Annotated in this window: 24 protein-coding genes and 2 pseudogenes; 18 read left to right on the top strand and 8 right to left on the bottom strand. The window is 45.9% G+C overall.

Annotated features, from left to right (window positions below; genetic code table 11):
• The first annotated feature begins 40 nt into the window (after positions 1–40).
• The 10 genes from M8Q36_RS21485 to M8Q36_RS21440 are packed head-to-tail and all read left to right on the top strand — an operon-like array spanning position 41 to position 11,613.
• The gene (locus tag M8Q36_RS21485; protein ID WP_249882309.1) at positions 41–2,599 is read left to right on the top strand and encodes a beta-ketoacyl synthase N-terminal-like domain-containing protein; all 2,559 of its coding nucleotides are present in this window, start codon (positions 41–43) and stop codon (positions 2,597–2,599) included.
• Between the two features lie 4 nt (positions 2,600–2,603).
• On the top strand, positions 2,604–3,815 hold the full coding sequence (locus M8Q36_RS21480) for a beta-ketoacyl synthase N-terminal-like domain-containing protein (protein ID WP_249882308.1): 1,212 nt from the start codon (positions 2,604–2,606) through the stop codon (positions 3,813–3,815).
• A gap of 11 nt (positions 3,816–3,826) precedes the next feature.
• Positions 3,827–4,816, top strand: coding sequence for an ATP-binding protein (locus tag M8Q36_RS21475; RefSeq protein ID WP_249882307.1), 990 nt, complete (start codon positions 3,827–3,829; stop codon positions 4,814–4,816).
• Between the two features lie 3 nt (positions 4,817–4,819).
• Positions 4,820–5,527, top strand: a complete 708-nt coding sequence (locus M8Q36_RS21470; protein ID WP_249882306.1) for an ABC transporter ATP-binding protein — start codon at positions 4,820–4,822, stop codon at positions 5,525–5,527.
• Positions 5,511–6,167 carry a hypothetical protein gene (locus M8Q36_RS21465; protein ID WP_249882305.1) on the top strand — a complete coding sequence of 219 codons (657 nt, stop codon included), beginning with the start codon at positions 5,511–5,513 and terminating at the stop codon, positions 6,165–6,167. Before M8Q36_RS21470 ends, M8Q36_RS21465 begins: the two co-directional genes overlap by 17 nt.
• A gap of 6 nt (positions 6,168–6,173) precedes the next feature.
• Positions 6,174–7,478 (top strand): ABC transporter permease, encoded by a 1,305-nt coding sequence (locus M8Q36_RS21460; RefSeq protein WP_283945981.1) that lies wholly within the window; start codon positions 6,174–6,176, stop codon positions 7,476–7,478.
• A 59-nt stretch (positions 7,479–7,537) separates the two neighbouring features.
• Positions 7,538–8,272 carry an outer membrane lipoprotein-sorting protein gene (locus M8Q36_RS21455; protein WP_502825498.1) on the top strand — a complete coding sequence of 245 codons (735 nt, stop codon included), beginning with the start codon at positions 7,538–7,540 and terminating at the stop codon, positions 8,270–8,272.
• Positions 8,273–8,289: 17 nt separating this feature from the next.
• Positions 8,290–9,657 (top strand): hypothetical protein, encoded by a 1,368-nt coding sequence (locus M8Q36_RS21450; protein WP_249882303.1) that lies wholly within the window; start codon positions 8,290–8,292, stop codon positions 9,655–9,657.
• An 11-nt stretch (positions 9,658–9,668) separates the two neighbouring features.
• Complete coding sequence (locus M8Q36_RS21445) at positions 9,669–10,601, top strand: ACP S-malonyltransferase (protein ID WP_249882302.1); 933 nt, start codon at positions 9,669–9,671, stop codon at positions 10,599–10,601.
• Between the two features lie 10 nt (positions 10,602–10,611).
• The gene (locus tag M8Q36_RS21440; protein WP_249882301.1) at positions 10,612–11,613 is read left to right on the top strand and encodes a YcdU family protein; all 1,002 of its coding nucleotides are present in this window, start codon (positions 10,612–10,614) and stop codon (positions 11,611–11,613) included.
• Between the two features lie 64 nt (positions 11,614–11,677).
• Here the strand turns inward: M8Q36_RS21440 and M8Q36_RS21435 are convergent, their stop codons facing one another.
• A complete protein-coding gene (locus M8Q36_RS21435; RefSeq protein WP_249882300.1) occupies positions 11,678–12,271 on the bottom strand; it encodes a helix-turn-helix transcriptional regulator in 594 nt (197 codons plus the stop codon).
• Between the two features lie 390 nt (positions 12,272–12,661).
• Here M8Q36_RS21435 and M8Q36_RS21430 point away from each other — a divergent pair, with 390 nt between their 5' ends.
• The gene (locus M8Q36_RS21430; RefSeq protein ID WP_249882299.1) at positions 12,662–14,044 is read left to right on the top strand and encodes a diguanylate cyclase; all 1,383 of its coding nucleotides are present in this window, start codon (positions 12,662–12,664) and stop codon (positions 14,042–14,044) included.
• A 251-nt stretch (positions 14,045–14,295) separates the two neighbouring features.
• Positions 14,296–15,030, top strand: a complete 735-nt coding sequence (locus M8Q36_RS21425; protein WP_249882298.1) for a YnfC family lipoprotein — start codon at positions 14,296–14,298, stop codon at positions 15,028–15,030.
• Between the two features lie 36 nt (positions 15,031–15,066).
• Here M8Q36_RS21425 and M8Q36_RS21420 read toward each other — a convergent pair.
• A pseudogene (locus M8Q36_RS21420) lies at positions 15,067–15,216 on the bottom strand (SDR family oxidoreductase); the annotation flags it as partial.
• Between the two features lie 158 nt (positions 15,217–15,374).
• On the opposite strand from M8Q36_RS21420, the pseudogene M8Q36_RS21415 reads away from it, so the two are divergent.
• Positions 15,375–15,605 (top strand): annotated as a pseudogene (locus tag M8Q36_RS21415) (winged helix-turn-helix transcriptional regulator); the annotation flags it as partial.
• 4 nt (positions 15,606–15,609) lie between these two features.
• On the opposite strand, the gene M8Q36_RS21410 reads toward M8Q36_RS21415, so the two are convergent.
• Positions 15,610–16,392: an SDR family NAD(P)-dependent oxidoreductase gene (locus tag M8Q36_RS21410; RefSeq protein ID WP_249882297.1), complete on the bottom strand. Its 783-nt coding sequence runs from the start codon at positions 16,390–16,392 to the stop codon at positions 15,610–15,612.
• 132 nt (positions 16,393–16,524) lie between these two features.
• Positions 16,525–16,971: a winged helix-turn-helix transcriptional regulator gene (locus M8Q36_RS21405; protein ID WP_249882296.1), complete on the bottom strand. Its 447-nt coding sequence runs from the start codon at positions 16,969–16,971 to the stop codon at positions 16,525–16,527.
• 152 nt (positions 16,972–17,123) lie between these two features.
• Here M8Q36_RS21405 and agp point away from each other — a divergent pair, with 152 nt between their 5' ends.
• Positions 17,124–18,362 (top strand): bifunctional glucose-1-phosphatase/inositol phosphatase, encoded by a 1,239-nt coding sequence (agp, locus tag M8Q36_RS21400; protein ID WP_249882295.1) that lies wholly within the window; start codon positions 17,124–17,126, stop codon positions 18,360–18,362.
• Positions 18,363–18,404: 42 nt separating this feature from the next.
• Here agp and M8Q36_RS21395 read toward each other — a convergent pair whose 3' ends face one another.
• Both M8Q36_RS21395 and wrbA read right to left on the bottom strand, forming a co-directional pair.
• Entirely contained in the window at positions 18,405–18,632 is a 228-nt protein-coding gene (locus M8Q36_RS21395; protein ID WP_017456265.1) for a YccJ family protein, read from the bottom strand.
• Positions 18,633–18,652: 20 nt separating this feature from the next.
• Positions 18,653–19,249, bottom strand: a complete 597-nt coding sequence (gene wrbA / locus M8Q36_RS21390) for an NAD(P)H:quinone oxidoreductase (protein ID WP_249882294.1) — start codon at positions 19,247–19,249, stop codon at positions 18,653–18,655.
• Positions 19,250–19,642: 393 nt separating this feature from the next.
• On the opposite strand from wrbA, the gene M8Q36_RS21385 reads away from it, so the two are divergent.
• The 3 genes from M8Q36_RS21385 (at position 19,643) to rutR (ending at position 21,546) form a co-directional block, all read left to right on the top strand.
• Entirely contained in the window at positions 19,643–19,819 is a 177-nt protein-coding gene (locus M8Q36_RS21385) for a con-10 family general stress protein (RefSeq protein WP_020457308.1), read from the top strand.
• Between the two features lie 132 nt (positions 19,820–19,951).
• Complete coding sequence (locus M8Q36_RS21380; RefSeq protein ID WP_249882293.1) at positions 19,952–20,884, top strand: DMT family transporter; 933 nt, start codon at positions 19,952–19,954, stop codon at positions 20,882–20,884.
• Positions 20,885–20,907: 23 nt separating this feature from the next.
• Complete coding sequence (gene rutR / locus M8Q36_RS21375; protein ID WP_025263664.1) at positions 20,908–21,546, top strand: HTH-type transcriptional regulator RutR; 639 nt, start codon at positions 20,908–20,910, stop codon at positions 21,544–21,546.
• On the opposite strand, the gene M8Q36_RS21370 is transcribed toward rutR, so the two are convergent.
• Complete coding sequence (locus M8Q36_RS21370) at positions 21,543–21,938, bottom strand: lysozyme inhibitor LprI family protein (protein WP_045506835.1); 396 nt, start codon at positions 21,936–21,938, stop codon at positions 21,543–21,545. The genes rutR and M8Q36_RS21370 overlap by 4 nt on opposite strands.
• 63 nt (positions 21,939–22,001) lie before the next feature.
• Positions 22,002–22,553 carry a nucleotidyltransferase family protein gene (locus M8Q36_RS21365; RefSeq protein WP_249882292.1) on the bottom strand — a complete coding sequence of 184 codons (552 nt, stop codon included), beginning with the start codon at positions 22,551–22,553 and terminating at the stop codon, positions 22,002–22,004.
• Positions 22,554–22,975: 422 nt separating this feature from the next.
• On the opposite strand from M8Q36_RS21365, the gene M8Q36_RS21360 reads away from it, so the two are divergent.
• Positions 22,976–23,959, top strand: coding sequence for an autoinducer 2 ABC transporter substrate-binding protein (locus M8Q36_RS21360; RefSeq protein WP_017456273.1), 984 nt, complete (start codon positions 22,976–22,978; stop codon positions 23,957–23,959).
• Positions 23,960–23,983: the final 24 nt, after the last annotated feature.

Genomic DNA, 23,983 nt, shown 5'->3' with positions numbered 1-23,983 from the left:
TTTATTATGGGCAAAAGTTTTTCTACTCCGGGGGATAACGATGAAGACAAACCGAAAACGAGTTGTAATTACAGGCATGGGAATTTTGTCATCCCTGGCCGAAACCATTGAAGATTTCAAAAAAGCGCTATTTGATAAGAAAAATGGTGTCGGCGACAGTGAGCGGTTTACAGCGTGGTTTGAAAATGCTCGTGCAGCGGAAGTTCTTCACGAAATAGATTATTCAGGGATCCCCGAAGACATCATCCACTCTCTGGATAATGCTGCCTTATGGGCATACAAAGTGGGCAAAGATGCCCTGATTCAGGCTGGGCTTGTCAATAATAAAGCATGCCTGGATGAGACAGGATTAATTGTTGGCGTTTCTTCCGCTGGCACAGAAGCGTTTCTGCCAATTTTCGAGCAGCGAATGGAGGATTTCTCGCTTCGCAAGGCTATTTATTCGGGGGGATTTTCTTCCTGTTGCTCAAGTGTTTCGACACTCTTAGGCCTTAAAGGCGGCGGGGAATTAGTCGCAACAGCCTGTACAGCCAGTCCTAACGCGATCGGGATGGCTTTTGATTATATCCAAAATGGTAAAAGTAAGACCATGCTGGCTGTCGGTACAGAACCGATCTATCTGCCGACGTTTGCTGGATTTTACGCATTGAACGTAATGCACCCCGACACCTGCACCCCCTTTTCAGGTCAGTCTGGCATGTCTATCGGCGAAGGTGCCGGCGCGATCGTGCTGGAGGATTATGAACACGCTATCGCTCGCGGAGCCAAAATTTACGGTGAGATTCTCTCTTACGCGACCTCCTGCGATGCCTACCACGAAACCGGCCCGGACCCCCGAGCCAGTGGTGCTGTACAGGTCATGCTTAAAGCCATGGAGAACGCTGGCGTAAAACCGGAACAAATTGATTATGTTAATGCGCACGGTACCGGTACCGAAGCGAATGATCGCATTGAAACGCTGGCGATGAAAAAAGTGTTTCCTGATAATGACCATTTGCTTGTCAGTTCAACAAAATCTTATTTCGGCCACAACATTGGTGCTGCTGGCATTGTTGAGCTCATCGCTTGCCTGGTGACGCTGCCTGAAAATAAAGTTTTACCAACTCTCAATTTCTCAATTGCGCGACCAAATTGCGACCTGGACTATGTCGCTAATGAGTTTCGAGAAAAAGAAATTAATATCTTTATGAAAAACAACTATGCATTTGGTGGAAATAACTGCTGCATGGTGGTGAGTACAAAACCAGGAACGGTGCCGGTCAGTCAATATGACCGTAAGCGTGTGGCTATAACTGGCACAGGAGCCGTAACGGCGATTGGTCACACGGTTAATGACATTTTGCACAACGTCTGGCAAAAAAATAACGAACCTGTATTGGGTGGCGTCACGTTTCCTGATGATACCCTCGCAGAAGCGCGGGAATTGTTACGGGTGCTGGTAGCCACAAATCAACTCGAAGAAATTTTTGGCGATGAAGCCGCCATGAGCACCGGAACGTTTCCGGAACAGGAGCCGGATTTTAAGACCTTTCAGGTAATGGGACTGGAGCCGCGTAAACATCTGCGCCGTTTTGATGCCAGAAAGGCAACACGTGGCGCTACGTTTGCACTTGTTGCACTGTCCGAATCGTTGAATATGGCAAAACGCAAAATAAAACGCGATGGCGAAGAGCTCGGTATGATCATGGGGATGTCTCGTGGCCCTCAGGAGACAACCTATAAATATTTGCAGAGCTTGAAACCTGATCCGCGGAAAGTGAGTACTTCAGAGTTCCCGGGCTCGCTAATGAATTCTATTGCCACTTTCTGCGGTATTTCTGAAGGTATTAAAGGTTATACCACCACACTCGCTACCGGCGAGAACGCGGCACTCGGTGCACTAACTTATGGCTATGAGATTGTCCGGCAAAACCTGCAACCCCATGTGATAGTGGGCGGTGCTGATGAATATTTCCCCTCACTGTCTCTCTATATGGATGCACTAACACAGAAAATCCATATGACTTCTGATGTCAACGATTATCAGATTTATGGCGAGCAGCCAAAAGGATTCATTCCCGGCGAAGGGGCTTGCATGATGCTACTGGAAGACCCTGATGCTGCGGTAGCGCGTGGTGTCGAAGTGATGGCCGAAATTGCGGGCTACGGTAAATCCAGCAGTAATAGTTACTTTGACGCATCGTTATTGAATGAAAAATCGTCAGCAATGTCGCTGGCCATCGAGCGTGCGCTGAATGATGCCGGGGTCAATGCAGCAGATATCGATTTGGTTTGTGGCAGCAGTAATGGCAGTAAAGAAAATTCGCAAATTGAAATCGACGCCATCTACAACGTTTTCCAGGAAGGGAATCCACGGGTTCCGGTTGTTAACTATAACGCTTATTTCGGGTTCGTAGCTTCATCTGCCGGATTACTCAATCTTTTAATTCTCATTGATTGTATTAAAAAGCAAAAAGTGCCGGCTATTCCCTATACGCAAGCGTTCTTCGATCCACGTATAAACTTTGTACGGAGCCCTCAAAATTTAACGCTTAAGCATGTACTTCTGGTTGGGGCAACAGAAGGCGGAAACTATTATGCATTCGTAATTAAGGAATAGAGCAATGGATAATGCGGCTATCATTGCTGGTTACAGTCTATATTTACCCTTTGCTGAAAATTATAGTCAGTTGATCAATAATCTTCGCGTCGGTAAGCGTGTTAATGAAAACTATTGGTTTGCATCTGATGAAGTAGCGCTGAAATGTGGGTTTAAAGGAAATAAGCGCGTGGCAAGGCTAGAGCAAATAGATGATAGCCCATTAATGTTATTATACCGGTTAATTGATGATGCACTGGTTCAGGCTAATCTTAGTAAAAGCGCGCTTACCGGCGAAAGGGTAAGAGTATATTTAACCGGGCTGGGGCCTCGTGTTGATGGTATGGACTATAAATCTTTCTATGATCACAATGACGTTGAGGATCTTAAATGTTCACCATCAATAAGTCGTATTCATGTGAAAAATATGTCGCAAGATGAACTCGCCTATAATATTGCACATAAATATCGGTTAAACCATCTTCCGCCTGATTTACATTGCACCAGTAATTCATCATTGACTGCGGTTCATCTTGGTTGTCAGGCAATCGATAATGACGGGGCAGATCTTGTTTGTGTGATTAATTGCTCTAAAATTAAAACGCAAGATATTTGGTTTCTCGAAAACCAATCTATGCTTGATAGCGAATCAGTACAGCCCTTTGGTCAAAATAGCAGATCGGTTTTATTTGCAGAAGGGTATTGCGTCATATTACTTGAGAGTAAAGCACATCGGCAGGCCAGAGGAATAAATGGGGGGATACAGCTCAAATCCACGTATGCGCAAATTAGTGCGAGTCGCAGTAATGATTCAGGATGGTTAAGCGCCAATATTATTAAGGTAATCGGTAAAATATTGGATGATGCGAACGTTGGCCTCGGCGATTTATGTGCAATTATTCCTCATGGCAACGGTTCATCAAACAGCGATAAGGCAGAAGCCAAAGCAATAGCCATGCTTTCTGACAAGATACCTGTTCCGGTTCTCGCATATAAAGGACAACTGGGTTACACCACAACGGGTTCAGGGATCGTCGATTTAATTATTGGTGAGCACTCCCTTCGCCAACGCGAATTACTTACTCCGGTAAGTAATGATGACATTATCGAAGAAATTGCAAGTCAGCTGTTGACTGACATCGGAGTCATCAAACATGAAAAGAAACATTTGCTTAAAACGGGGCTTGGCGTTGATGGATCAATTATCGGTATTGTCATGTCTGATACCCGGATTTGAGATTAGTAGTTATGAAAAATGAGATATATCTGTCGTCATTTTCTCTTTTGGAACCAGACGAGAATTTTTATTTCTATGTTCCTCACTGGTTAAATGCCTGGGAAGCGTATCTGTATAATCAGGCGCTTAAATCCACCTCGACAAGTGGCTGGGCGTTTAAGCGATTTGGCACTGATAAAGAAACTTATGCGCGTGAAATGATACGTAAACCGCGTTATATTGATTATCTTGAGTCCATGGAGCAAGCCGCTGACACTGCATTGCAAAAGATGACCCCAAGAGATCGCATGTTATTGCTAAAGTCGCGTGCTGCTTTCATTTATATCGACGCATGGGGTGAATCATCCGTCTTTGAAAATATCACCAGTGCACTGCATACTTCGACGATTGATACATTACCCAAAAATATCTTAAAGAAATTCTCAATCAAAAACGTGACTTGTAAAGTTCGGGGGGAGAAATTTTCGCTAATACAAGCGATGCAACTAGCACAGGATTATCTACACTGGCAGGTTTTTGATTTTGTGGTTATCTGCGGAGCGTACAGAGCAATTCCAGTGTTGGCCTTTTCTGATGAAGATACTCCTGATATTAGAGGTAGCGTCAAATCGAAGCAAAAAAATGGTGTGCAACTCTCAGTCGAGCGTACAGGATGTTTTATTTTTAGCTTGCGCGAGAGTGGGCTAAGAGTCAGTTGCGGTAAGTATATCGCCCATGGCAACGTGGATGACATTCAACGTGAAATGACGAGGAATTTATCGGAAGATGATCTGCTTACCTTTTCGGGTAGAAAAGAAAATGTCATGCGAATAATACCGCGAACTTGCATTAATGTCGTTGATCTGAAAGATATTTATGGGGCGAGTGGTTGTCTTACGCCTGCGCTGAGTTGGGAGTATCTATTGAATAAAAAATATCCTTCAAAAAAAATGCGCACGATATTAGCTGATAACTTTGGTGGGTATAGTTATTTTGATACCTGCTTTTCGGCGGAGCGGTGATTGATGAGCAATACAATAAAAGAACTTCCAGCAATCTTTATGCAGGATATTTGTAAGAGTTTTGGCATAAACGAAAATAAGGTCGATGCGCTAAAAAATATTAACCTGGAAATTAAGAAAAGCGAGTTTGTGGCGCTGTGTGGACCTTCCGGTAGTGGAAAAAGTACGTTGCTAAATATTCTTTCAGGCATTGATACACCTTCCGCCGGAACTGTCATGTTTCTTAACAATGTTCTTAATGAAATGCCTGAAAAACGATTAGCGTATATGCGAAGCAAATACGTAGGATTTATTTTCCAGTTTTTTAACCTTATTCCAGTGCTCAGCGTTTTTGATAATGTATTTTATCCGCTCGTTTTGAATGCACATTTCAATAAAAAAGAAGCAAAAGAGCGTGCTTTACATTTCCTGGACAGCGTGGGGCTAGGCCATTTGGTTGATCGAAAACCCGGTCAGTTATCGGGGGGACAACAGCAACGCGTTGCGATTGCCCGCGCACTTGCGCATGAACCCAGTGTCGTCGTCGCCGATGAGCCAACCGGGAATCTGGACTTAACGACGGGGGAGGCCATTTTAGAGTTGTTAATGAAAATAAATCAGCAGACCGGCACCACATTTGTTATTTCCACGCATTCAACCCAGCTTAGAGATAGCGCCGGACGGGTAATTGAAATTCAAGATGGAGTGTTAGTTCATGGCTCAAATGCGTAAGTATTATTGGCCTCTCTGGGTGGGGTTGGTCTTTGCTGTGGTAGCGAATAGTGCTTATGCAATGACTGCCCCGGAGGCCGATAAAGTGATACAGCACGGTCTCCCTGAACAATCCGATGCGTTAGCAAAAACGACGCAGGCGCTTTTTCAGGAATTTGTAACAACGAAGAACGTTACGTCGCTGATCTTTTATTCATATGGAATGTTACGGCAGGCGAATCACTATTCGGCTGTTAATGATTTTATCCATGCTTCGGAATATGCGAAAACAGGCTTTTTTTATCTTGATGAAGCGGTAGATTCACATGAAAAAAATCCACGTATTAGATATCTACGCGTACGCATCGACGCTTATTTACCTGCTGTAATAGGGCGGTGTGTGGTAACACTCGATGATACCGACCGGCTATTAAAAGAAAAGAATGTATTCGGCGATGATATTGTAAAGCATATTGAGTATATGCGTTATAGAGCCCTGGTAAACTGCAATCAGCCTCAGCAGGCTAAATTGCTAATGAAAAAAATGAAGGCGCAAACCTCCGTGAGTGCGAAATACCTGAATACTAACCTCCACGCTGAACCGGAGTGGGATATGAATGAAATTTCTCAGGTTGTTATTCCATTATTTAAAGGCGAGTAGATCTCTATGCACATGCTTTTAATGAATATTGTTGTTCTTGTGATAATGTGTTTTGTCTTTTATTGTCTGCTTTTTAAATTTAGGGATGCAAAGTTTGCCTTTTTAAATTTGTTTCGACATAAAAAAAGAACAATTTCAACAACGTTTGCCATTATACTAGGTGGTGTGTCTATTTTCCTGTATGGTGGGTTTATTGATTATTCTTTTTGGATTTTGAAGGAGCAAACGATTCGAACAAATATAGGGCATGTGCAGATCTATAATCCACAATATTTTGAGACATCAAATAAAAGCCGCAGCCTGATTGCGAATTATGCAAATCTGAAAAAAGAAATTCTCAGCGATTATACGTTGGCTGATGATATTTCAACTATTTCAGGACAGCTTGAATTCAGCGGCGTCGTCTCGCAATACGAAAATGAAACTTCCAGTTTTTTTTCAGGGTTAGGTGTAGAACCTTTGCCATCACTAAAGCTAGGTTCTTTCGATAAGATTATTTCTGGCAGCGACTTATCTCGAGTGAAAACCAATGAAGTTACCCTCGGAGAAGGACTTGCCGGAACGTTAAATACTAATTATGGTGACTGGCTTGATATAATGACTGTCAATACCCATGGTGGTCAGGGGGCCCTTTCATTGAAATTACGCGGCATCTTTTCCTCAGGGATTAAAGATTATGATGATGTTGCGATGAAAATGCCCCTGGCTACAGCACAAAAATTGATGGGTACAGACGGCGTAAGCAAAGTATTAATCTTGCTAAAAAAAGACAATACCGATCTTTTTATCAATAATTTACGGCTTTTTATCAATGAACATCATTTACCATTGATAGTTAAAAGCTGGAAAGATGCTTCGATTTTTTATCAACAGGTAGAGAGCTTACTTTCAGGTATTTATTTCTTTATCAAGCTCATTGTGGCCCTCATCGTCATCTTTATGATCAGTAATGCGATGACAATGAATATTATAGAACGTACGAGAGAAATCACCACGCTGCGGGCTATTGGTTTACAGCCATTACATGTTTCGCGGTTGTTTCTGCTTGAAGGTATATTTATTGGTACCCTCAGCGCGATAGGAAGTCTTCTCATCGGCTTTATTCTGGCAGATATTATTAATTTACACGGTATTGCCATGCCTCCATCCCCCGGGCAAACGCAAGGCTATACTGCATTCATTAAAACTCACAACGTCGAGTTGATATGGTTAACGTTTGTATTGCCTGTGCTAACCTCCTCGTTAGCGTCGATACTACCGGCTTTGCGAGCATCCAGATTAAATATATCAGATGCATTTAAATTTTCTTAAGGGTAAATATGCTGGGCTTCGCTAGTTTTCGAATCGTTATAGTGTCTGTTTTTTTTATCATGATAAATGTCAGCGCGGCGGCTGCAGTCGAAGCGCTGGATATTATTCGGCGCGCTGACGAAATTCGCTCACCCAATAAACCTTTTCGCTATACTGTTACTGTGTTTGAGTACAAAGATGGTGAGGAAAAAGAAGAAAATAAACAGATTCTTGATATATCAATGCGTTTTATGAAGCCTGAAAAAGGAATGCCGGCTGATGCTCGTTCTCTGGCTCGTTTTATTTATCCCCCCAGGGATAAAGGTAATATCATGCTATCTGATTGGTATGATTTATGGTTTTATACGCCAACGCTTCGACGACCTATACCAGTATCGCGAGAGCAAAGGTTAGTTGGGCAGATTTCTAATGGTGATGTTATCGTTACCAACTTTGAATATTCTTATAGCGCAACGCTGTCTGGAGATAAGCTCTGCGGGGAATCGATCTGCTACGAACTCGTATTGCTACGCAAATCGGATGCGGTGACATACCCAAAGATTATCTATTTAGTTGAAAGAGATAATTATCATCCGTATCAGGCTTCTTATTATTCAATGGACGATAAACTGCTTAAAACAGTCAAGTATGAAAATTTTCAAATGGTGCTGGGGGAAATGCGACCAATGAAAATTATTGTGCGCGATGCAAAACATAGTAAAGGTTATTCTGTAATGGAGTACAGTGATGCCAGGTTCGAGTCTTTACCTGAATCAAATTTTACCCGGGAATATATTCAGCGAGGTGCCAGGTGAGTTGCCGCATAAATCTGGTGACTTTATCAATTATATTGTTACCTGTTAGTCTCTTTGCAAATTGTCTTTCTGGTTCAGATATACAAAAAAACGCTGATGTTACGCTGTCGTTGCAAGGCTCTTATACAAAAAAGAAACCATCGATATGGAATATTGAAGGAAAGAATGCCTATGTAAAAAGTAACATTAATAATAGCGCGGGTGTAAAATTCAGCAGCGGTTGTTCGCTTATCGAGGGACGTCTGAATTTAGATCTATCACTTTATGGATTGACTTATTACCCATGGCGAACCCTGGGGAAGTTTGAGAAGGATAACCATCGTTCGCGAATGCTACTGAATCAGGTCAAACTTACGTTTATAGTGTCTGACGACGTTCGTCTGGAAGCTGGTAAACTCAGAGTTAAACCGGGTATTTTTTTTCTTAAATCACCATCGGCTCTGCTAACCAATTATTATGCGGGATTTAAAAATGACCGCCTTTATACTCCGGCAATGAAGCCGGTTTATACCGAATCATTTTGGGGGGCAAGCATTGTTCATGATACAAGGGATTACGGACTGGCTTTCACCGTCGCCCCACAATTAGCACGAATAAAAAAGCGCTATGAGTCGTCAGGCAACTGGTCTGCTGATCAACGATCTAATTCCAGCGAACGTTATTTGTTAAGTTATACGGAATATCGGCTTAAAAAGCATACGCCGTCAGTTAATGTGATGTTGGGAGAATCCCGCTCTATTGCTTTAGCTGACAGTTTTAATTACACGCCACAATGGATTATCAATGCTGAGATTGCCTTGCATTCAGCCCAACAATGGCGGCATTTTTCACCGCAAAGTGCCGCTGCGGTGCAGAGTTATACTTTCCCTTCTTCGCTCTATACCACCAAAGATAAACAGGGCGTTGAAGTGGCTATAGGGGGACAGTACACAACAGATAACTTCAGTTTGTTTGGCATAGAATACTATTTCCAAAGTGAGGGATATTCTGCACGCGAGTCGCGGCAACAAACTAATTTTGTCGATTATCTCAATACCAAAAATCAATATGCTGTATTAGACCAGGTGTTTGATGCGTATAAATATCTTATGGGGGCAGAAATAAGTAATGTCGCCAATAAAAGTAATTTACAAGGCAAACACTACATCAATGCATATGCAAGTTTGGCTTTCGAAGGTGGTTCGGGTTTACAACCCTATATTATTACAAATATGGTGGATTACAGTTCGCTAATCGGGATGCACTACTCGACGCCATTTGATTATTTCGATGGGAAAGTTGAAGGTTATGCTGGTATGTTCTCAGCATTTGGCTCGCAGGATGCTGAATTTTCCCACTTTGGTAGAACAGTCGGTTTTTATCTGGGAGTTGAATATCATTTATAAGGATATTATTTATGGATATAAATAGTACATCACAGTCTGTTGTTTTTCTTTTCGCTGGCCAGGGGAATCCTGTTATCGGAATGGGGGCCGATTTATGGAATATAAATCAAACAACACGTGCCATATGGGATTGTGCCAGTGATATTTCGGGTATGGATATCAGGAGATTATGTTTAAAGGGGCCAATGAATCGCTTGATACAGACAACGGTGCAACAAATTGCTGTAACCGCGATAAATGTAACACTCTATACCCTTTGTAAAGACAAATTTGATGACACAAATGTTATAGGTTCATGCGGGCACAGCGTCGGGGAATATAGTGCTCTTTATGCTGCCGGAGCAGTAACATTGGAAAATTTGTTTCGCCTGATTCATCTTCGCTCACATGTGATGAATGAGGTTAGTAAAAAATTCAAAGGTTATATGTTGGCGGTAAAAGACATCGATCGTACCGCTCTTAGTCAAATGATTATGGAATCTGATCTGCCAATCGATATCAGTTGTGATAATAGTATCCGACAACAAGTGGTTGGTGGAACGATAGCGGCGCTTAACGAGTTCTCTCGTCAGCTCCGTGCTGCCGGTCATGAGACAGTGAAGCTTGGCGTAAGCGGTGCCTGGCATACGCGTTTGATGGCCGAAGGCGTACCCTTTATGCGCAAATACCTGTCTGATATTGAATTTTGTCCTCCCCAACATGATGTCGTCATGAATGTGACGGGCAAGGCAGAAAATGAACCGGCACAGATCAAAGAAAACCTCTCCTTGCATTTGACACATACGGTTAAATGGGCGGATTCAATGTCACTTTTTTTAGCCAATAACAGGCCAGTCTTATTCGTCGAAATTAGCAATAAAGCTTACCTTGGGAAAGTATTGAAGGATTTCGTAAACTTTAACCCTGAGATGATATTGCATTGCAGGGGATTATTTTCAATTTAATGGTGCTATTGTGATTCCAGACTATCTAAAATTTATCCGTGTTCAGGACAAAAAAATACTGCCTTTTCTCTTCATTGTCGTTTTTATTATGATTGGTTTTTATTGGAAGAATAATGGCTTTGAATTTAATAAAAGTGACGTTTATTATCTCAGTGGTATTGTAGGCATTTTACTCTTTAGCTCAATTTACGAACTTAAAGCTTTTTGGGCATATAAATGTGTTACTAAAGCAATCGACTTCAGTTTTTTTTCTGGAAAGAAACTCGGAAGAATGGAAACATCGTATTCTCATCCTTTCGTTGCCAGTATTTTATTTGCTGTTGTCGTTGGGGTAATTATACAAGGCTTTTTTTTTCTTCACTTGCCGATGTATATACTGATTTCTTTGCTGGCGATTTTACCGATCTTTATGTACATCGTGTTTCGGATCTTAAGAAACAGTTATATTAAGCAAGTTGCAACTGCAGCGGCTGATAAGGTGAAATATAAGCATCTTTATCGTTATGTTTTTTCCTCTCTTTCTCTTGGGATTATTTTAAATTTACTGACTGTTTCTCCTTTGAAACGTGAGACAGATTTTTCATTTCTGGCTGGAGTTTTCTCTGCCAGAGTAGTGGTTGCAATGTTTATTTTGTGTTGCATTGTTTTGATGATGAATCTGCTTTTTACTCGTTTGTCAAAACGTTATATCTTTCTCGGTAGGTTATTTCTAAAAGAAATTGATTTTTATTTTTCAGTTTCATTGCCATGGCCTGCATTCTATGACATACCTTTTTTGGTGCGAATAATTCTGTTACTGATCATAGAGTTTGTATGGATCATTCTCGTTAGCATGATGCTGGCATGGTCCGGATGGCAACTCTGGTTTGAGATCTATTTCCTGGTCTGCTTTTTACCCTGCATCGGCTTTAACTATTTGCATATTTACGCGCTTTGGCATCGGGATTTTCTGATGGCTTGTGACATGTACTTCCGGTGGGGGACGATCGAAAAACAGACACATCTTTGGTGATAGAAGTAAACCGCCTGTAGCATTTGTATTTCTACAGGCGGTGACGATCTTATGTGTGCATGTTTTAAAAGCTGTAGTCCAGTTCTCTTATACTGGCAGAAGAGGTGAAAAACGTTGATGATTCTTCAAGCAGTTTATCTTTTATTAAAAGCAGGTCACTTATTTTTTTTCCCCCTAATTTTTTGCACGCCTTGTTACGATAAGCGTAAACTCTTTTGGGCGGTATATTAAGTGTTTTAGCTATAAGATGAATGTTTTTGCCTTTTAGTGATTCTTTGAGAATAGTATTCTCGATATCGCTGAGTTCACTATCTCTGATCGAAACCTCTTTTTTCTTTTTTACCACAACTCTAATCGCGCGGCTTATGTCGAGAAGCGAGCCTCTGGATTTGATAACCAGGTCAGCATCATTAATCACGATATCTCTCGCGGCACCTAGAATAACCAGTAATTTACAGACTTTATTAAGTGGTGAGATCGCCTTGGCATAGGAGTTGTTTTTTGCATCCAGATGAAGGATTACGACGTCATCTGGTGTAAGTTGGTTAGTAAGTGAAGAATCTAATTCATGTGCAACTATGTCCCATCCCTTCGATTTGGCTAATGAAATAATTCCATTTTGGAAATAAACATCGTCACTGATTGTATAAATATTCATGTGTTTGCTCGATATCATGTTGAATAATTCGAAAGATAATTCCTGGATTATAAGTAGGCAGGAGTGGAACCTGTAATTAAATAATCTTAAATAAGACCTTGTAATTAGATAAGGCCATGACGGAATAGATTGTAATTGCGCATTTGCAGTCTATACTTCTCAAATGTGCTGCTTAATATTGTTCTTTTAATGTAGGGTGAAATTAACTCTTTAATTTTATGTAAAAAATATTTTTTTATTTTGTGTGTTGTTTTTTATTTGGCATATAATTTTGTTTCTTTAAAAAGACTGGAGAACATTCAACATTTGTTGTGAGTTTCCGGCTTGCGATATTCAGCATAGTGATGAGGGCAAGCAGAGAGCGCGTTAACTATCGTAAGGGTTTAAGTAATGGAAAATTATCTTAAATTGATTAAAAGTGAGTGGACTCATCTCATTGATAAAACAGATGATCGTATTCGCTTTTTAGCTGCAGAAGTTGGCAAAACTCATGCACATATCCTGAGTCAGGAGTTCTACCGCATTGTGCTTACGGATCCTCATGCTGAGGAGTTCCTTTCCAATGAACAGGTTGAAAGACATCTTAAAAGTGCTTTGGAAACGTGGATTGTCGATGTATTGACTTGCCATGTCGCTGATATAGATAAAGTTATTGCAACTCAGCAACACGTTGCTTCGATCCATGCACGCATTGGAATTTCGGTTGAAATCGTTGAAATGGGCTTTCGGGTTCTTAAGAAAATACTCTTTCCTGTTATCAATTCCTCAGCTCAGGACGCAGCAGACAAGCTTGAAGTTTACCATTACGCCATCAACAGTATTGATCTGGCCATGGAGGTGATGTCGCGAGCTTTTACGTTTACGGAGCACAACTCAGCGAAGGAAGATGAAAACTACCGCATTTTCTCCCTGCTGGAGAATGCGGAGGAAGAAAAAGAGCGACAGAGTGCTGCGTTGTTAAGCTGGGAAATTGATCTTATCTACAAAATCATTATGGACGCCGATCTCGGTAACAGTCTGTCCCTCAGCCAGTCTGACTTTGGTCTGTGGTTCAACCATAAAGGCCGTCATTACTTTAGTGGTATCGCCGAAGTTGGGCATATCTCTCGCCTCATCCAGGATCTCGATGAAGTTTTTCGTAATACGCGCAATACGCCAAGAGCCTTAAGTAACAGAACGCTTCGTGTTAAATTTCTTATTCAGATCAGAAACACTGTTTCGCAGATTATTACGATGTTGCGTGAGCTTTTCGAGGAGGTTTCCCGCCATGAAGTGGGAATGGATGTGCTGACAAAACTTCTTAATCGACGCTTTATGCCCACTATATTTAAACGCGAAATTGCCCATGCCAAGAGAATGAACACACCTTTGTCGGTATTAATTATTGATGTTGATAAATTTAAACAAATTAACGATACATGGGGACACCATACTGGCGATGAGATTTTACGTAAGGTCTCCAGCGCTTTTTATGACAATGTTCGCAGCAGTGATTATGTTTTCCGTTACGGTGGTGATGAGTTTGTCATTATTTTAACCGAGGCAACGGAGTTTGATACTTTGCGTATTGCTGAGCGCATCCGCGGGCGTGTTGAGAAAACCAATGTTATTTCCCCGACAGGTGAAAATATTGCCTTGTCCCTTTCTATCGGCGCGGCAATGTTTAGTGGCCACCCTGATTACGAACGTTTAATACAGGCTGCTGATGAGGCTCTCTATATTGCAAAAAACAAGGGGCGCAATCGCGTTGAATTATGGAAGGCAACAAATTGAATTAGTTGGATAAAATTAGCGCTATATTAGCTTGAACGGTATACATCTTCTTTTCGTAGTTTTTGAAAGGTAGGGGGCATAATTTACCGGAATTAGTGAGACTGAAGCCGCTTTGTTTTTGGCGATCATCATTAGGCATGGCCGAATTAACCGCTTTTTAGCCAAACTGACTTTGTTCGTCCTCAGATTTTTCTCTCTCTGGTCTTGCTGAATTATCCGCATTTGTTACTCTTTTCACTTTATGTCAATGGATGGCAGAAGTGAAAATTTGCTCTTATTTGCTGGCGCTCACACTCGGGTTCACCACCACGACTGCCTGCGCGCAGCAAACCTATATTCCGGTGCTGTTAAATCTTTCGACACTGCTCGATTTCAACCCGGTCAAAGGCCCTGTCAAAACTATCGATTCCGTGGGTACCGATGATAAAGGTAACGAGGTTTATACGCTCCACATGGTGTTATCCGCAGAGGGCTGCGTACAGACGTTACGTCGCGATGATAAGTCCAATATCAGCCATATGAATTTGGCGAAAGAAGAAAAGTCTTTAAAAGGGACATTTAATGGCCAGCCTGTTGCTTATGGACTGGATGACAGATGCAATTTAACGAGCCGCGATGACAGTGACGGGCATCTCGATTACAAAACCAATGCGCAAGGCTTGCTGGGCGAGACGATGCTACGGACACTAAAAATTACCGATCATTTCTACGACACCGATGGCAATATCAAAAAGGTGCAATATTACTCAGGCGATCTCGTCGCCTCTTCAACCAGCATTCGCTACCCTGATAGCGTCAATAAACCGCTCGATTATACGATGGTCAATGAATCTGCTCTTGATGCCCGTTTTAATTTCACGGCGGTGAGTGAATGCCAGTACGACGAAAGGCAAGTTCCTGTCCTTTGCCACGTAAAAGTCACCCCGGCAAACTCCGGGAATGCATTGACGCATATGACAGTCGCCACCCGCGCGAGTTTTTACTGAGTAATAAAATGAAGCCGCAGGTTGGCTCTGCTTTACTTACAAACTGCCGGTGCCGCCGTCGACCAGTAATTCCGTGCCAACCTCATAAGCGAACCCATCCGATGCAAGAAACAGCGCGGCCTTTGCCAGTGCCGTCGGTGTTCCCATTCTTACTGACGGCGACAGGCCTTTGATTTTACTTTGCAGAGCCGCTCAAATCCTTTTTTGTCCCGGTTGAATGTGTTGAATGTGTTGAATGTGTTGAATGTGTTGAATGTGTTGAATGTGTTGAATGTGTTGAATGTGTTGAATGTGTTGAATGTGTTGAATGTGTTGAATGTGTTGAATGTGTTGAATGTGTTTATGTGTTAAATACGGCGGTGCGATTTAGTGAGTTGCAGCGCGCTGTTTCACCCATGACGCAAAAAGAGCTGACCTGCGAGTCGCTGTTGTTTGAGCAACGCGGGCGGGTCTCCCGGCAAGGTTATCCGGAAGTCCTGCCGCGCGTCGAATATTGCATTACGGCGTTGGGGTTAACCTTACGAAGCGCGTTAGAGCCGGTGGCTGAAGGGATGCGTACCCGCGCGATAAGTTAAAACGTTAAGCGCGTGAGTAGCGTGAGGCCGGTTTGCCATTGCGCGAAGCGCTAAACAGCGCCAGCCGTGCCGCTTCCCAGTTATCCCACAGCTGTAAATCTTCGACTGGCGGAACCGTGACCAGCTCACCCTGGTCGAGCCCTGCCAGCGCCGTATCGACCAAATCTTCGCTGGTCATTACCGAGCCTTCCGGTAGCGCATCAAGTGTAATCCCGGAATGCCCCCAAATTTCAGTCGCGGTAGCGGCTGGCAGCACGGCCTGAATGCGAACATTACTTCCGGCAAACTCCTCCTGCAAACCACGGGTGAAATTAAGCACCCAGGCTTTCGTCGCGCTGTAGACCGCGCTGCCTGCACGAGCATGGAAAGCAACGACTGACGCAATATTAATAATGGTTCCCTGATTGTTTTCCACAAAACGCGGCAATACTGCCAGCGTCAGACGCATCAGCGCCGTCGTATTCAGCGTATTGATGGCTTCATGTTGATCGGCACTGCTGCTGAGGATAGGGGCAAGATTTGCTGCTCCGGCATTATTCACCAGTAGGCTTATTGTCGTATCGTCACGTAAAACCGCTTCAACCTGCTGGATGCCCTCAGCCGTGCTGAGATCGGCAACCAGAGTGCTGATTTTTACGCCATGGCGATGCTGCAAATCATCGGCAAGTGTGTTTAAACGATCGCCGCGACGCGCAACCAGCAGCAAGTCGTAACCGCGGGCAGCAAGACGGTCGGCATAGATGGCGCCAATCCCTGAAGAGGCGCCGGTAATCAGTGCAGTTGTCATTTTTTCTTACCTCGATATCAAATGGTTTTATCATAAAACTAAATCTAGCATCTGATATTTGGTTTTATAATGCAACCAAGTGGGCGGCAAAAAGTGCGGTTTTATAATCGTTAGAGATAACAGGCTGAATTGTCAGATTTTGGCAGTACGCAGCTGCACGTCCTCTGGCTGCAACTCACGGCCATCCTCGGCGCGCAAAGCCAGTTTTTGTAATGGGCGATGTGTATGACTATCAACCAGCACGCTGGCGGGTTCACCCTGGTCAAACAACCATTCTTGCCCCCATTGCGAGAGCGCGACCAGCACCGTTTGCAGAGAGCGGCCTTTTTCTGTCAACACATATTCCTGCCAGGCGCTGCCATCAAAGGCGGGTTGCGTACGCAAAATACCTTCATCCACCAGTAGCTTAAGACGTGCCGTCAGCATGTTTTTGGCAATACCCAGGTTTTTCTGAAATTCACCAAACCGCGTAACGCCTGCTAATGCATCACGCACAATCAGCAAGGACCACCAGTCACCAATAATATTTAGTGAACGAGCAACAGGGCAGAAAGTCTCTTCAAAGCGGGTACGTTTCATTACGATTCTCCGGTTAATAGTTTAATTATAAAACCACGCCGCGCGGCTTCACACTGCTTTTTGCGCCAGTGCACACTCCGGGGATCTTGTGCGAGTGAGTTGTCATGAATGTGTCACAATCTAATTTCGGGTAGAAAAATAAGGAAGGCACAATGAAAACGGTTTTTTGGCTTAGCGCGATTGCCGCAACCATGGCACTCCCCGCCGCGATGGCGCAAACGGCACCACAGGGTTATCAGTTACAGCAAGTGTTGATTATGAGCCGTCATAACTTACGCGCACCGCTGGCGAATAATGGCAGCGTGCTGGAACAATCCACGCCCAACAAATGGCCGCAGTGGGATGTACCCGGCGGAGAGCTGACCACCAAAGGGGGCGTGCTGGAAGTGTATATGGGGCACTATATGCGCGAATGGCTTGCGGAGCAGAAACTCATTGCGACGGATGAGTGCCCGGCGCCAGAAAGTGTTTATGCCTGGGCTAACAGTTTGCAACGCACTGTCGCGACGGCGCAGTTCTTTATCAATGGCGCGTTTCCTGGTTGTGATGTCCCGGTACATCATCAGGAAAAGATGGGCACAATGGATCCGACCTTTAATCCGGTGATCACGGATGACTCTGCCGCGTTCGGGCAGCAGGCGGTGAAAGCCATGGAAACCCAACGTCAGCACTATGCGCTGGCAGAGAGCTATAAACTGCTGGAAAAAATCACCCGCTATCAGCAGTCACCGGCCTGTAAAGAGAAACAGCAATGTTCGCTGGCAGATAGCACTGATACCTTCAGCGCGAAATATCAGCAGGAGCCGGGTGTCTCCGGGCCGCTGAAAGTGGGGAACTCGCTGGTGGATGCGTTCACCTTGCAGTACTACGAAGGGTTCCCGATGGATCAGGTTGCGTGGGGCGAAATCAAAACTGATCAGCAATGGAACATTTTGTCGAAGCTGAAAAATAGCTACCAGGATACGTTGTTCACCTCGCCGGAAGTCGCGCGTAACGTGGCCAAACCACTGGTGCAATACATCGACAAAACGCTGGTGGAAGAGGCTGGTCGCTCGCCGAAACTCACCCTGCTGGTGGGACATGACTCCAATATCGCTTCATTGCTCACGGCGCTCGATTTCAAACCTTATCAGTTGCATGACCAGAACGAGCGCACGCCGATCGGCGGAAAGATCGTTTTCCAGCGCTGGCATGACACGGCGGGTAATCGCGATCTGATGAAGATTGAATATGTTTATCAGAGCCGCGATCAGTTACGTAAAGCCGAAGCATTAACCCTGAAATCCCCGGCACAGCGTGTCACGCTGGCCTTAAACGGCTGCCCGGTAGATAAAGAAGGGTTCTGTCCGATTGATAAGTTCAACGCGGTGATGCGCGACGCGGCGAAATAAGCGAAACGAAAAGCTCCCCCGCGACAGCGAGGGAGCAGGATGCTACACGTTCTGCCGCTCTATGGTTTGTTCGCCCCAGAAAAGCGAATCTTTATCGGTTTTTTCAAAGGCGCGTAGCAGCACCTCATCGCTGCCTTCCTCCCAGATTTTTTCTGCCAGCTTTTCGTCATAATCGGCGAGTTCAAAGATTGCCTCGGCAATTTCCGGCGATGTATTACGTAAACTGGCCCATTCACCCACGCGATGGGCTTTTGCTTCTTGAGTTGGCATCTGTCTCCTCCTGTAGAAGGTTAACCGTTGAGTTTTACTGCCAGGCCCGCAACGTATTCGCCCTGATAACGGGCAATTGCCAGCTCTTCATTACTGGGCTGTCGGGAACCGTCAGCACCGGCAATGGTCGTTGCGCCATAAGGAGTGCCTCCGCGAACCTGCGAAATATCGAACAACTCTTGCGCAGCGTAACCAATAGGCACAATCACCATTCCATGATGTGCAAGCGTAGTCCAGGTTGACGAGATTGTATGTTCCTGGCCACCGCCAGTGCCGGTAGAGCTGAAAACGCTCGCCAGCTTGCCGTACAACGCGCCCGAGGCCCACAACCCACCGGTCTGATCAAGGAACGTTCGCATCTGTCCGGACATATTGCCGAAGCGCGTTGGTGTACCAAAAATGATGGCGTCGTACTCAGCCAACTCTTGCGGTGTGGCGACCGGCGCGTTTTGCGTCTTACCACCTGATTTCAAAAATAATTCTGCCGGCATGGTTTCCGGTACGCGCTTGATGACAACATCCGCGCCATTCACTTTTTGCGCGCCTTCGGCAACGGCATGCGCCATCGTTTCAATATGTCCATACATTGAATAATAAAGCACCAATACTTTGGCCATTTGCATCACTCCTGATTTGATGATTTCCGGCAGCAGATCGCTGCGTTCTTTTTAAGCGTATGACGTGATGGTCAGAGTGCAAATTTGAGTGCCATTTATTTGATAAATAACAATTTAAAAAGCAAAATCCTGGTGCTTACAATTTGTCACAGATAAACGCAGCAGATTTTTTGCGAGTTAAGAGGAAGTTATCGGTTTCGCTTAGGGAAGGAGGGCCGTTGTCAGCGCAAGCTGTTGCAGAATATTACCATTCACTGGTTGAATGCTTTCCTTCCACTAAGCTTAGTTCCACACGGCGCAGATAAAGGCCCTGCCTTTGCACCGTGCGGTGAAAGAGTCCTCTTTTACTGAACGCAGTATGATGTCTGATATTTCACTCATCTGGAGGTAAGCATGGCAAACCATCGTGGTGGATCAGGTAACTTTGCTGAAGACCGTGAAAGAGCATCAGCAGCAGGCCGTAAAGGTGGCCAGCAGAGCGGGGGGAATTTCAAAAACGATCCCCAGCGTGCCTCAGAAGCTGGTAAAAAAGGGGGCAAAAATAGCCATGGTAGCCGCAACAGCAGCTAACAATGGCGGCTGACAGCTCTGACCGGTTGTCAACCACGCCCGCCGCCGGGGAGACCCGGCGGTTTTTTTTATTCTTGCACCGTCTGCGAAGCCAACGCACACTAGCGTTTTTCCCCTGTTGCCGGTTGTGATATGTCTCTCTCCCGTTACGCCTTCTCCGTAAAGCCTCAGGAAGCGCTGCTGATCCTTATCACCATGTTCTGGGGTGGTACGTTTCTCGCCGTGCAATACGCCGTAACGATGAGCGGGCCGTTTTTCTTCGTTGGCCTGCGCTTTGCCACTGCCGCGCTGGCGGTGGGTATGCTCTCTGTCAATATTCTGCGTGGTTTAACCTGGCTTGAAGTGAAGGCGGGAGTCGTCATCGGCGTTGCCATCGCGCTGGGTTACAGTTTGCAAACCTGGGGGCTTCAGTCTATTTCCAGTAGCAAATCCGCCTTTATTACCGCCATGTATGTGCCTCTGGTGCCGCTATTACAGTGGCTGTGCCTGGGACGATTGCCGGGGTTAATGTCCTGTGTCGGCATTGCGCTGGCGTTTACCGGTTTGTTGTTTCTCGCCGGGCCGGAGGGGAACCTGCTGGCGCTGGGGGAGGGGGAAATCATCACGCTTGCCAGCGCGCTGGCGATTGCCGCCGAAATTATTCTGATCAGTGCCTGGGCCGGAAAAGTCGATGTTCGCCGGGTGACGGTGGTGCAGTTGCTCACCGCATCGCTGGTGTCTTTTGCCGCCATGGTGCCCGCCGGAGAAGCCATACCACCACTGACAACAGGTTTGTTACTGGTCGCGCTGGGATTGGGTATTTTTAGCGCCATTATCCAGGTGGTAATGAACTGGGCGCAGCGCAGCGTGTCGCCAACCCGCGCCACGGTTATTTATACTGGTGAGCCAGTATGGGCCGGGATTTTTGGTCGCATTGCTGGCGAGCGCTTACCGCTGTTAGCACTTTTGGGCGGCGCGTTGATTGTGCTTGGTGTGCTGGTGAGTGAACTGAAGCTGAAAAAGAGCAAAACATCTTCTGCCGCTGCCGCTGCCGCTGCCGCAACTGAGGCTGAGCAGGAGTCGTGATGGTGAAGGATAAGGAGCGGGTGATGGCACAGGATGCAGCGAGCGGCGCCGGCAAACGCAAGCGCGCGGTGAGCGAGAAACGGCAGGCGATTTTAACGGCAGCACTGGATCTCTTTTCCCGGCTTGGTTTTCATGGCGCGCGCCTCGAACAGGTAGCGGAGCTGGCGGGTGTCTCGAAGACCAATTTGCTCTATTACTACCCGTCGAAAGAGGCGCTTTATATCGCCGTGTTGCGCCAGATCCTTGATATCTGGTTAGCGCCGCTGAAAGCGTTTCGCGAGGATTTCGCACCGCTGGCGGCCATTCGCGAGTACATCCGTTTAAAGATGGAAGTTTCGCGCGATCATCCTCAGGCATCAAAACTGTTTTGCCAGGAGATGCTCCAGGGCGCGCCGTTGCTGAAAGCCGAACTGACCGGCAGTTTGAAAACCTTAATTGACGATAAATCGGCAATTATTGCGGGCTGGGTAGCCAGCGGCAAACTCGCCGCTGTCGACCCGCATCATCTTATCTTTATGATTTGGGCCTCAACGCAGCATTACGCCGATTTCGCCACCCAGGTGGAAGCGGTCACCGGCTCGACCCTGCAGGATGAGGCTTTCTTTCAGCGCGCGGTGGAAAACGTTCAGCACATGATCATCGAAGGCATCCGCGTGCGTTAATGACCCGGCGGCAATGGGCAGCTCAGATCACCTTCGCCACATTGCAACAGCGATGCCAGCCAGGCTTCACGCTCATTGGTTTTATCTGTCAGGCACTGGTTTTGCACCATCGGCTGGGCGCTGCCGCCCTCCACGCCAGAACTGACAAACGCGCAGTCGCTGTCGCGCAGGGTTATCCAGCTCTGCTGCGCTTTTTTCAGCATCGCCGCTTGCGGCGGCGTCGCGCGTTTAAGCGCGGCCTGGAAGGTTTGATTAAGTTTCTTATCTGCGGCCTGATATTGACCGGCAGTGCAGCTGTTAAGCTGAGATTGTGTGGAGGCGTTATCGCACTCATCGGCCAGAACCGGGCTGCTGAGTAACAGCGCCGCCAGCGCCAGCATACGCGTTTTCATCACTTCCCCTTATTTCGCAAGGCGTTGAACCAGCGCTTTTATTAACATAGCCCTTCGCGAAAGTCACCCGCACAGCTGGAGTTTTGGATAGCGTGTCAGCCAGCGTTTTTCATCAACACGCTGGTCGAAAAGGTGCCGCTTCTCGTGCTGGAAACGGGGTGTTGGTTGCAGACGCAAACAGAATAAATCCGCCAGCCCAAAAGGGGCGATAATCGTGAGGCGATCCTCTTTGTCTAAACGTACCGCGACGGCTGTCGCCGTTTCCGGCCAGTGCCAGAGGGCTTCGTCAAGCGAGGCGTACGGCGCATCGCCATTACGCGTGTGCATACGCGCCTGATTTTTGACCGACCAGGCAACATCACCCGAGCGCAGACGCAACTGCACTTCCAGCGCTGCATCGCGTTCAGCGCGCGTGTCCGCAGGCTCATGCCAGATAACATCCACATCTGCGGTATGCGGTCGCGGCGTAAAACCGTGCAATTGATCCCAAACCGCATCGCGTATAAATCCGGCACCAGTCCAGCACCCTTCGTGCGTTGCCTGCACCATTGCCAGGACCGCCATTCGCTGTGAATCGGCGCGAAGCAGTGCTTCCAGTTCAGCCGCATAGCGCATCGTGACACTCCGTTATTCATTAAGCCGCAGGGAATACAAGGTTATCGCCACTGCTGGCGGGTGAGTATCGTTTTACGCTGAAAATGTTGCTATTGGCGTTGTTGCCTTGCTCGTTTCAGTTCTCAATTTTAAAAATTTCTGGCGGCTGAGATGTGGTTTTGCCATGTAAAAACATTTGCCACAAAGCCGAAAATGAAAATGAATTGTTAATTAAATGTTTATTTCTAGGTTAAATTTAACACTATTTGCGCTGTTATTGGAGAGTCATTGTGTATATTTAACTTAAAATTAACAATAATATATCGTCAACTTAACTTATTTGGGCTTGTATCACATTTTTAAGATTAGCATTGTTTTGCCTCTTCCCTTCGTTGCTAACCTCCATTCCGCGACTTTCCTCTGTCCTCAAGAAAGGTACAACTATGAAATTCAAACTCGCATTACTCAGCGCAGCCCTCATTTCTGCCAGCATGGTTTCCGGCCAGGCGTTTGCGGCACAAAAATATGAGATCGCGGTGGTTGCCAAGGTTACCGGTATTCCATGGTTTAACCGCATGGAAACCGGGGTCAACGAAGCGGCGAAAAAACTGGACGTCAATGCGTACCAGACCGGGCCATCAACGCCGGATCCGGCGCAGCAAGTGAAAGTGATTGAAGATCTGATCGCCAAAAACGTCAACGCCATCATCGTGGTGCCGAACGATGCGAAAGTGCTGGAGCCGGTGCTGAAAAAGGCCCGTGACAAAGGCATTGTGGTACTGACGCATGAATCGCCGGACCAGCAAATTGGTCAGTGGGATATCGAAACCATCGACAGCGAAAAATATGCGCAGGCCAACGTCGATGAACTGGCAAAAGATATGGGCGGTAAAGGCGGTTACGCCATTTATGTCGGCTCGCTGACGGTGCCGCTGCACAACGCCTGGGCTGACTACGCCATCAAATATCAAAAAGAGAAATACCCGGATATGTTCGAAGTGACCTCGCGTTTGCCGGTTGCCGAGAGCATCGACAAATCCTATGCCACCACCCTCGATTTAATGAAAACCTACCCGCAAATGAAAGGGGTGATTGGCTTTGGTTCGCTGGGGCCGATTGGCGCCGGGCAAGCCGTGCAGAAGAAACGTGCAAAAGACAAACTGGCAGTAGTGGGCATCGCGATGCCGGGCCAGGCCGCGCCGTATCTGATGCGTGGCGACATCAAAAAAGCGCTGCTGTGGGATCCGCGTGACGCCGGTTTCGCGCTGGTGACCGTCGCCGATCAGTTGCTGCAAGGAAAAGAAGTGACGCCCGATCTGACTATCGATGGGTTGGGCAAAGCCGATGTTGATATGAATAAGAAAGTGATCCGTTTTAATAAGATCCTCGAAGTGACCAAAGATAACGCACAATCACTCGGTTTCTGAGCCTTTCAGGCCACACCAGGGAAC

The sequence above is a fragment of the Kosakonia sp. R1.Fl genome (genome assembly GCF_023516815.1).
In the GTDB taxonomy this organism is placed as follows: domain Bacteria; phylum Pseudomonadota; class Gammaproteobacteria; order Enterobacterales; family Enterobacteriaceae; genus Kosakonia.
The sequence above is the reverse complement of the archived record's forward strand: the minus strand, read 5'-3'. Positions and strand labels throughout refer to the sequence as shown.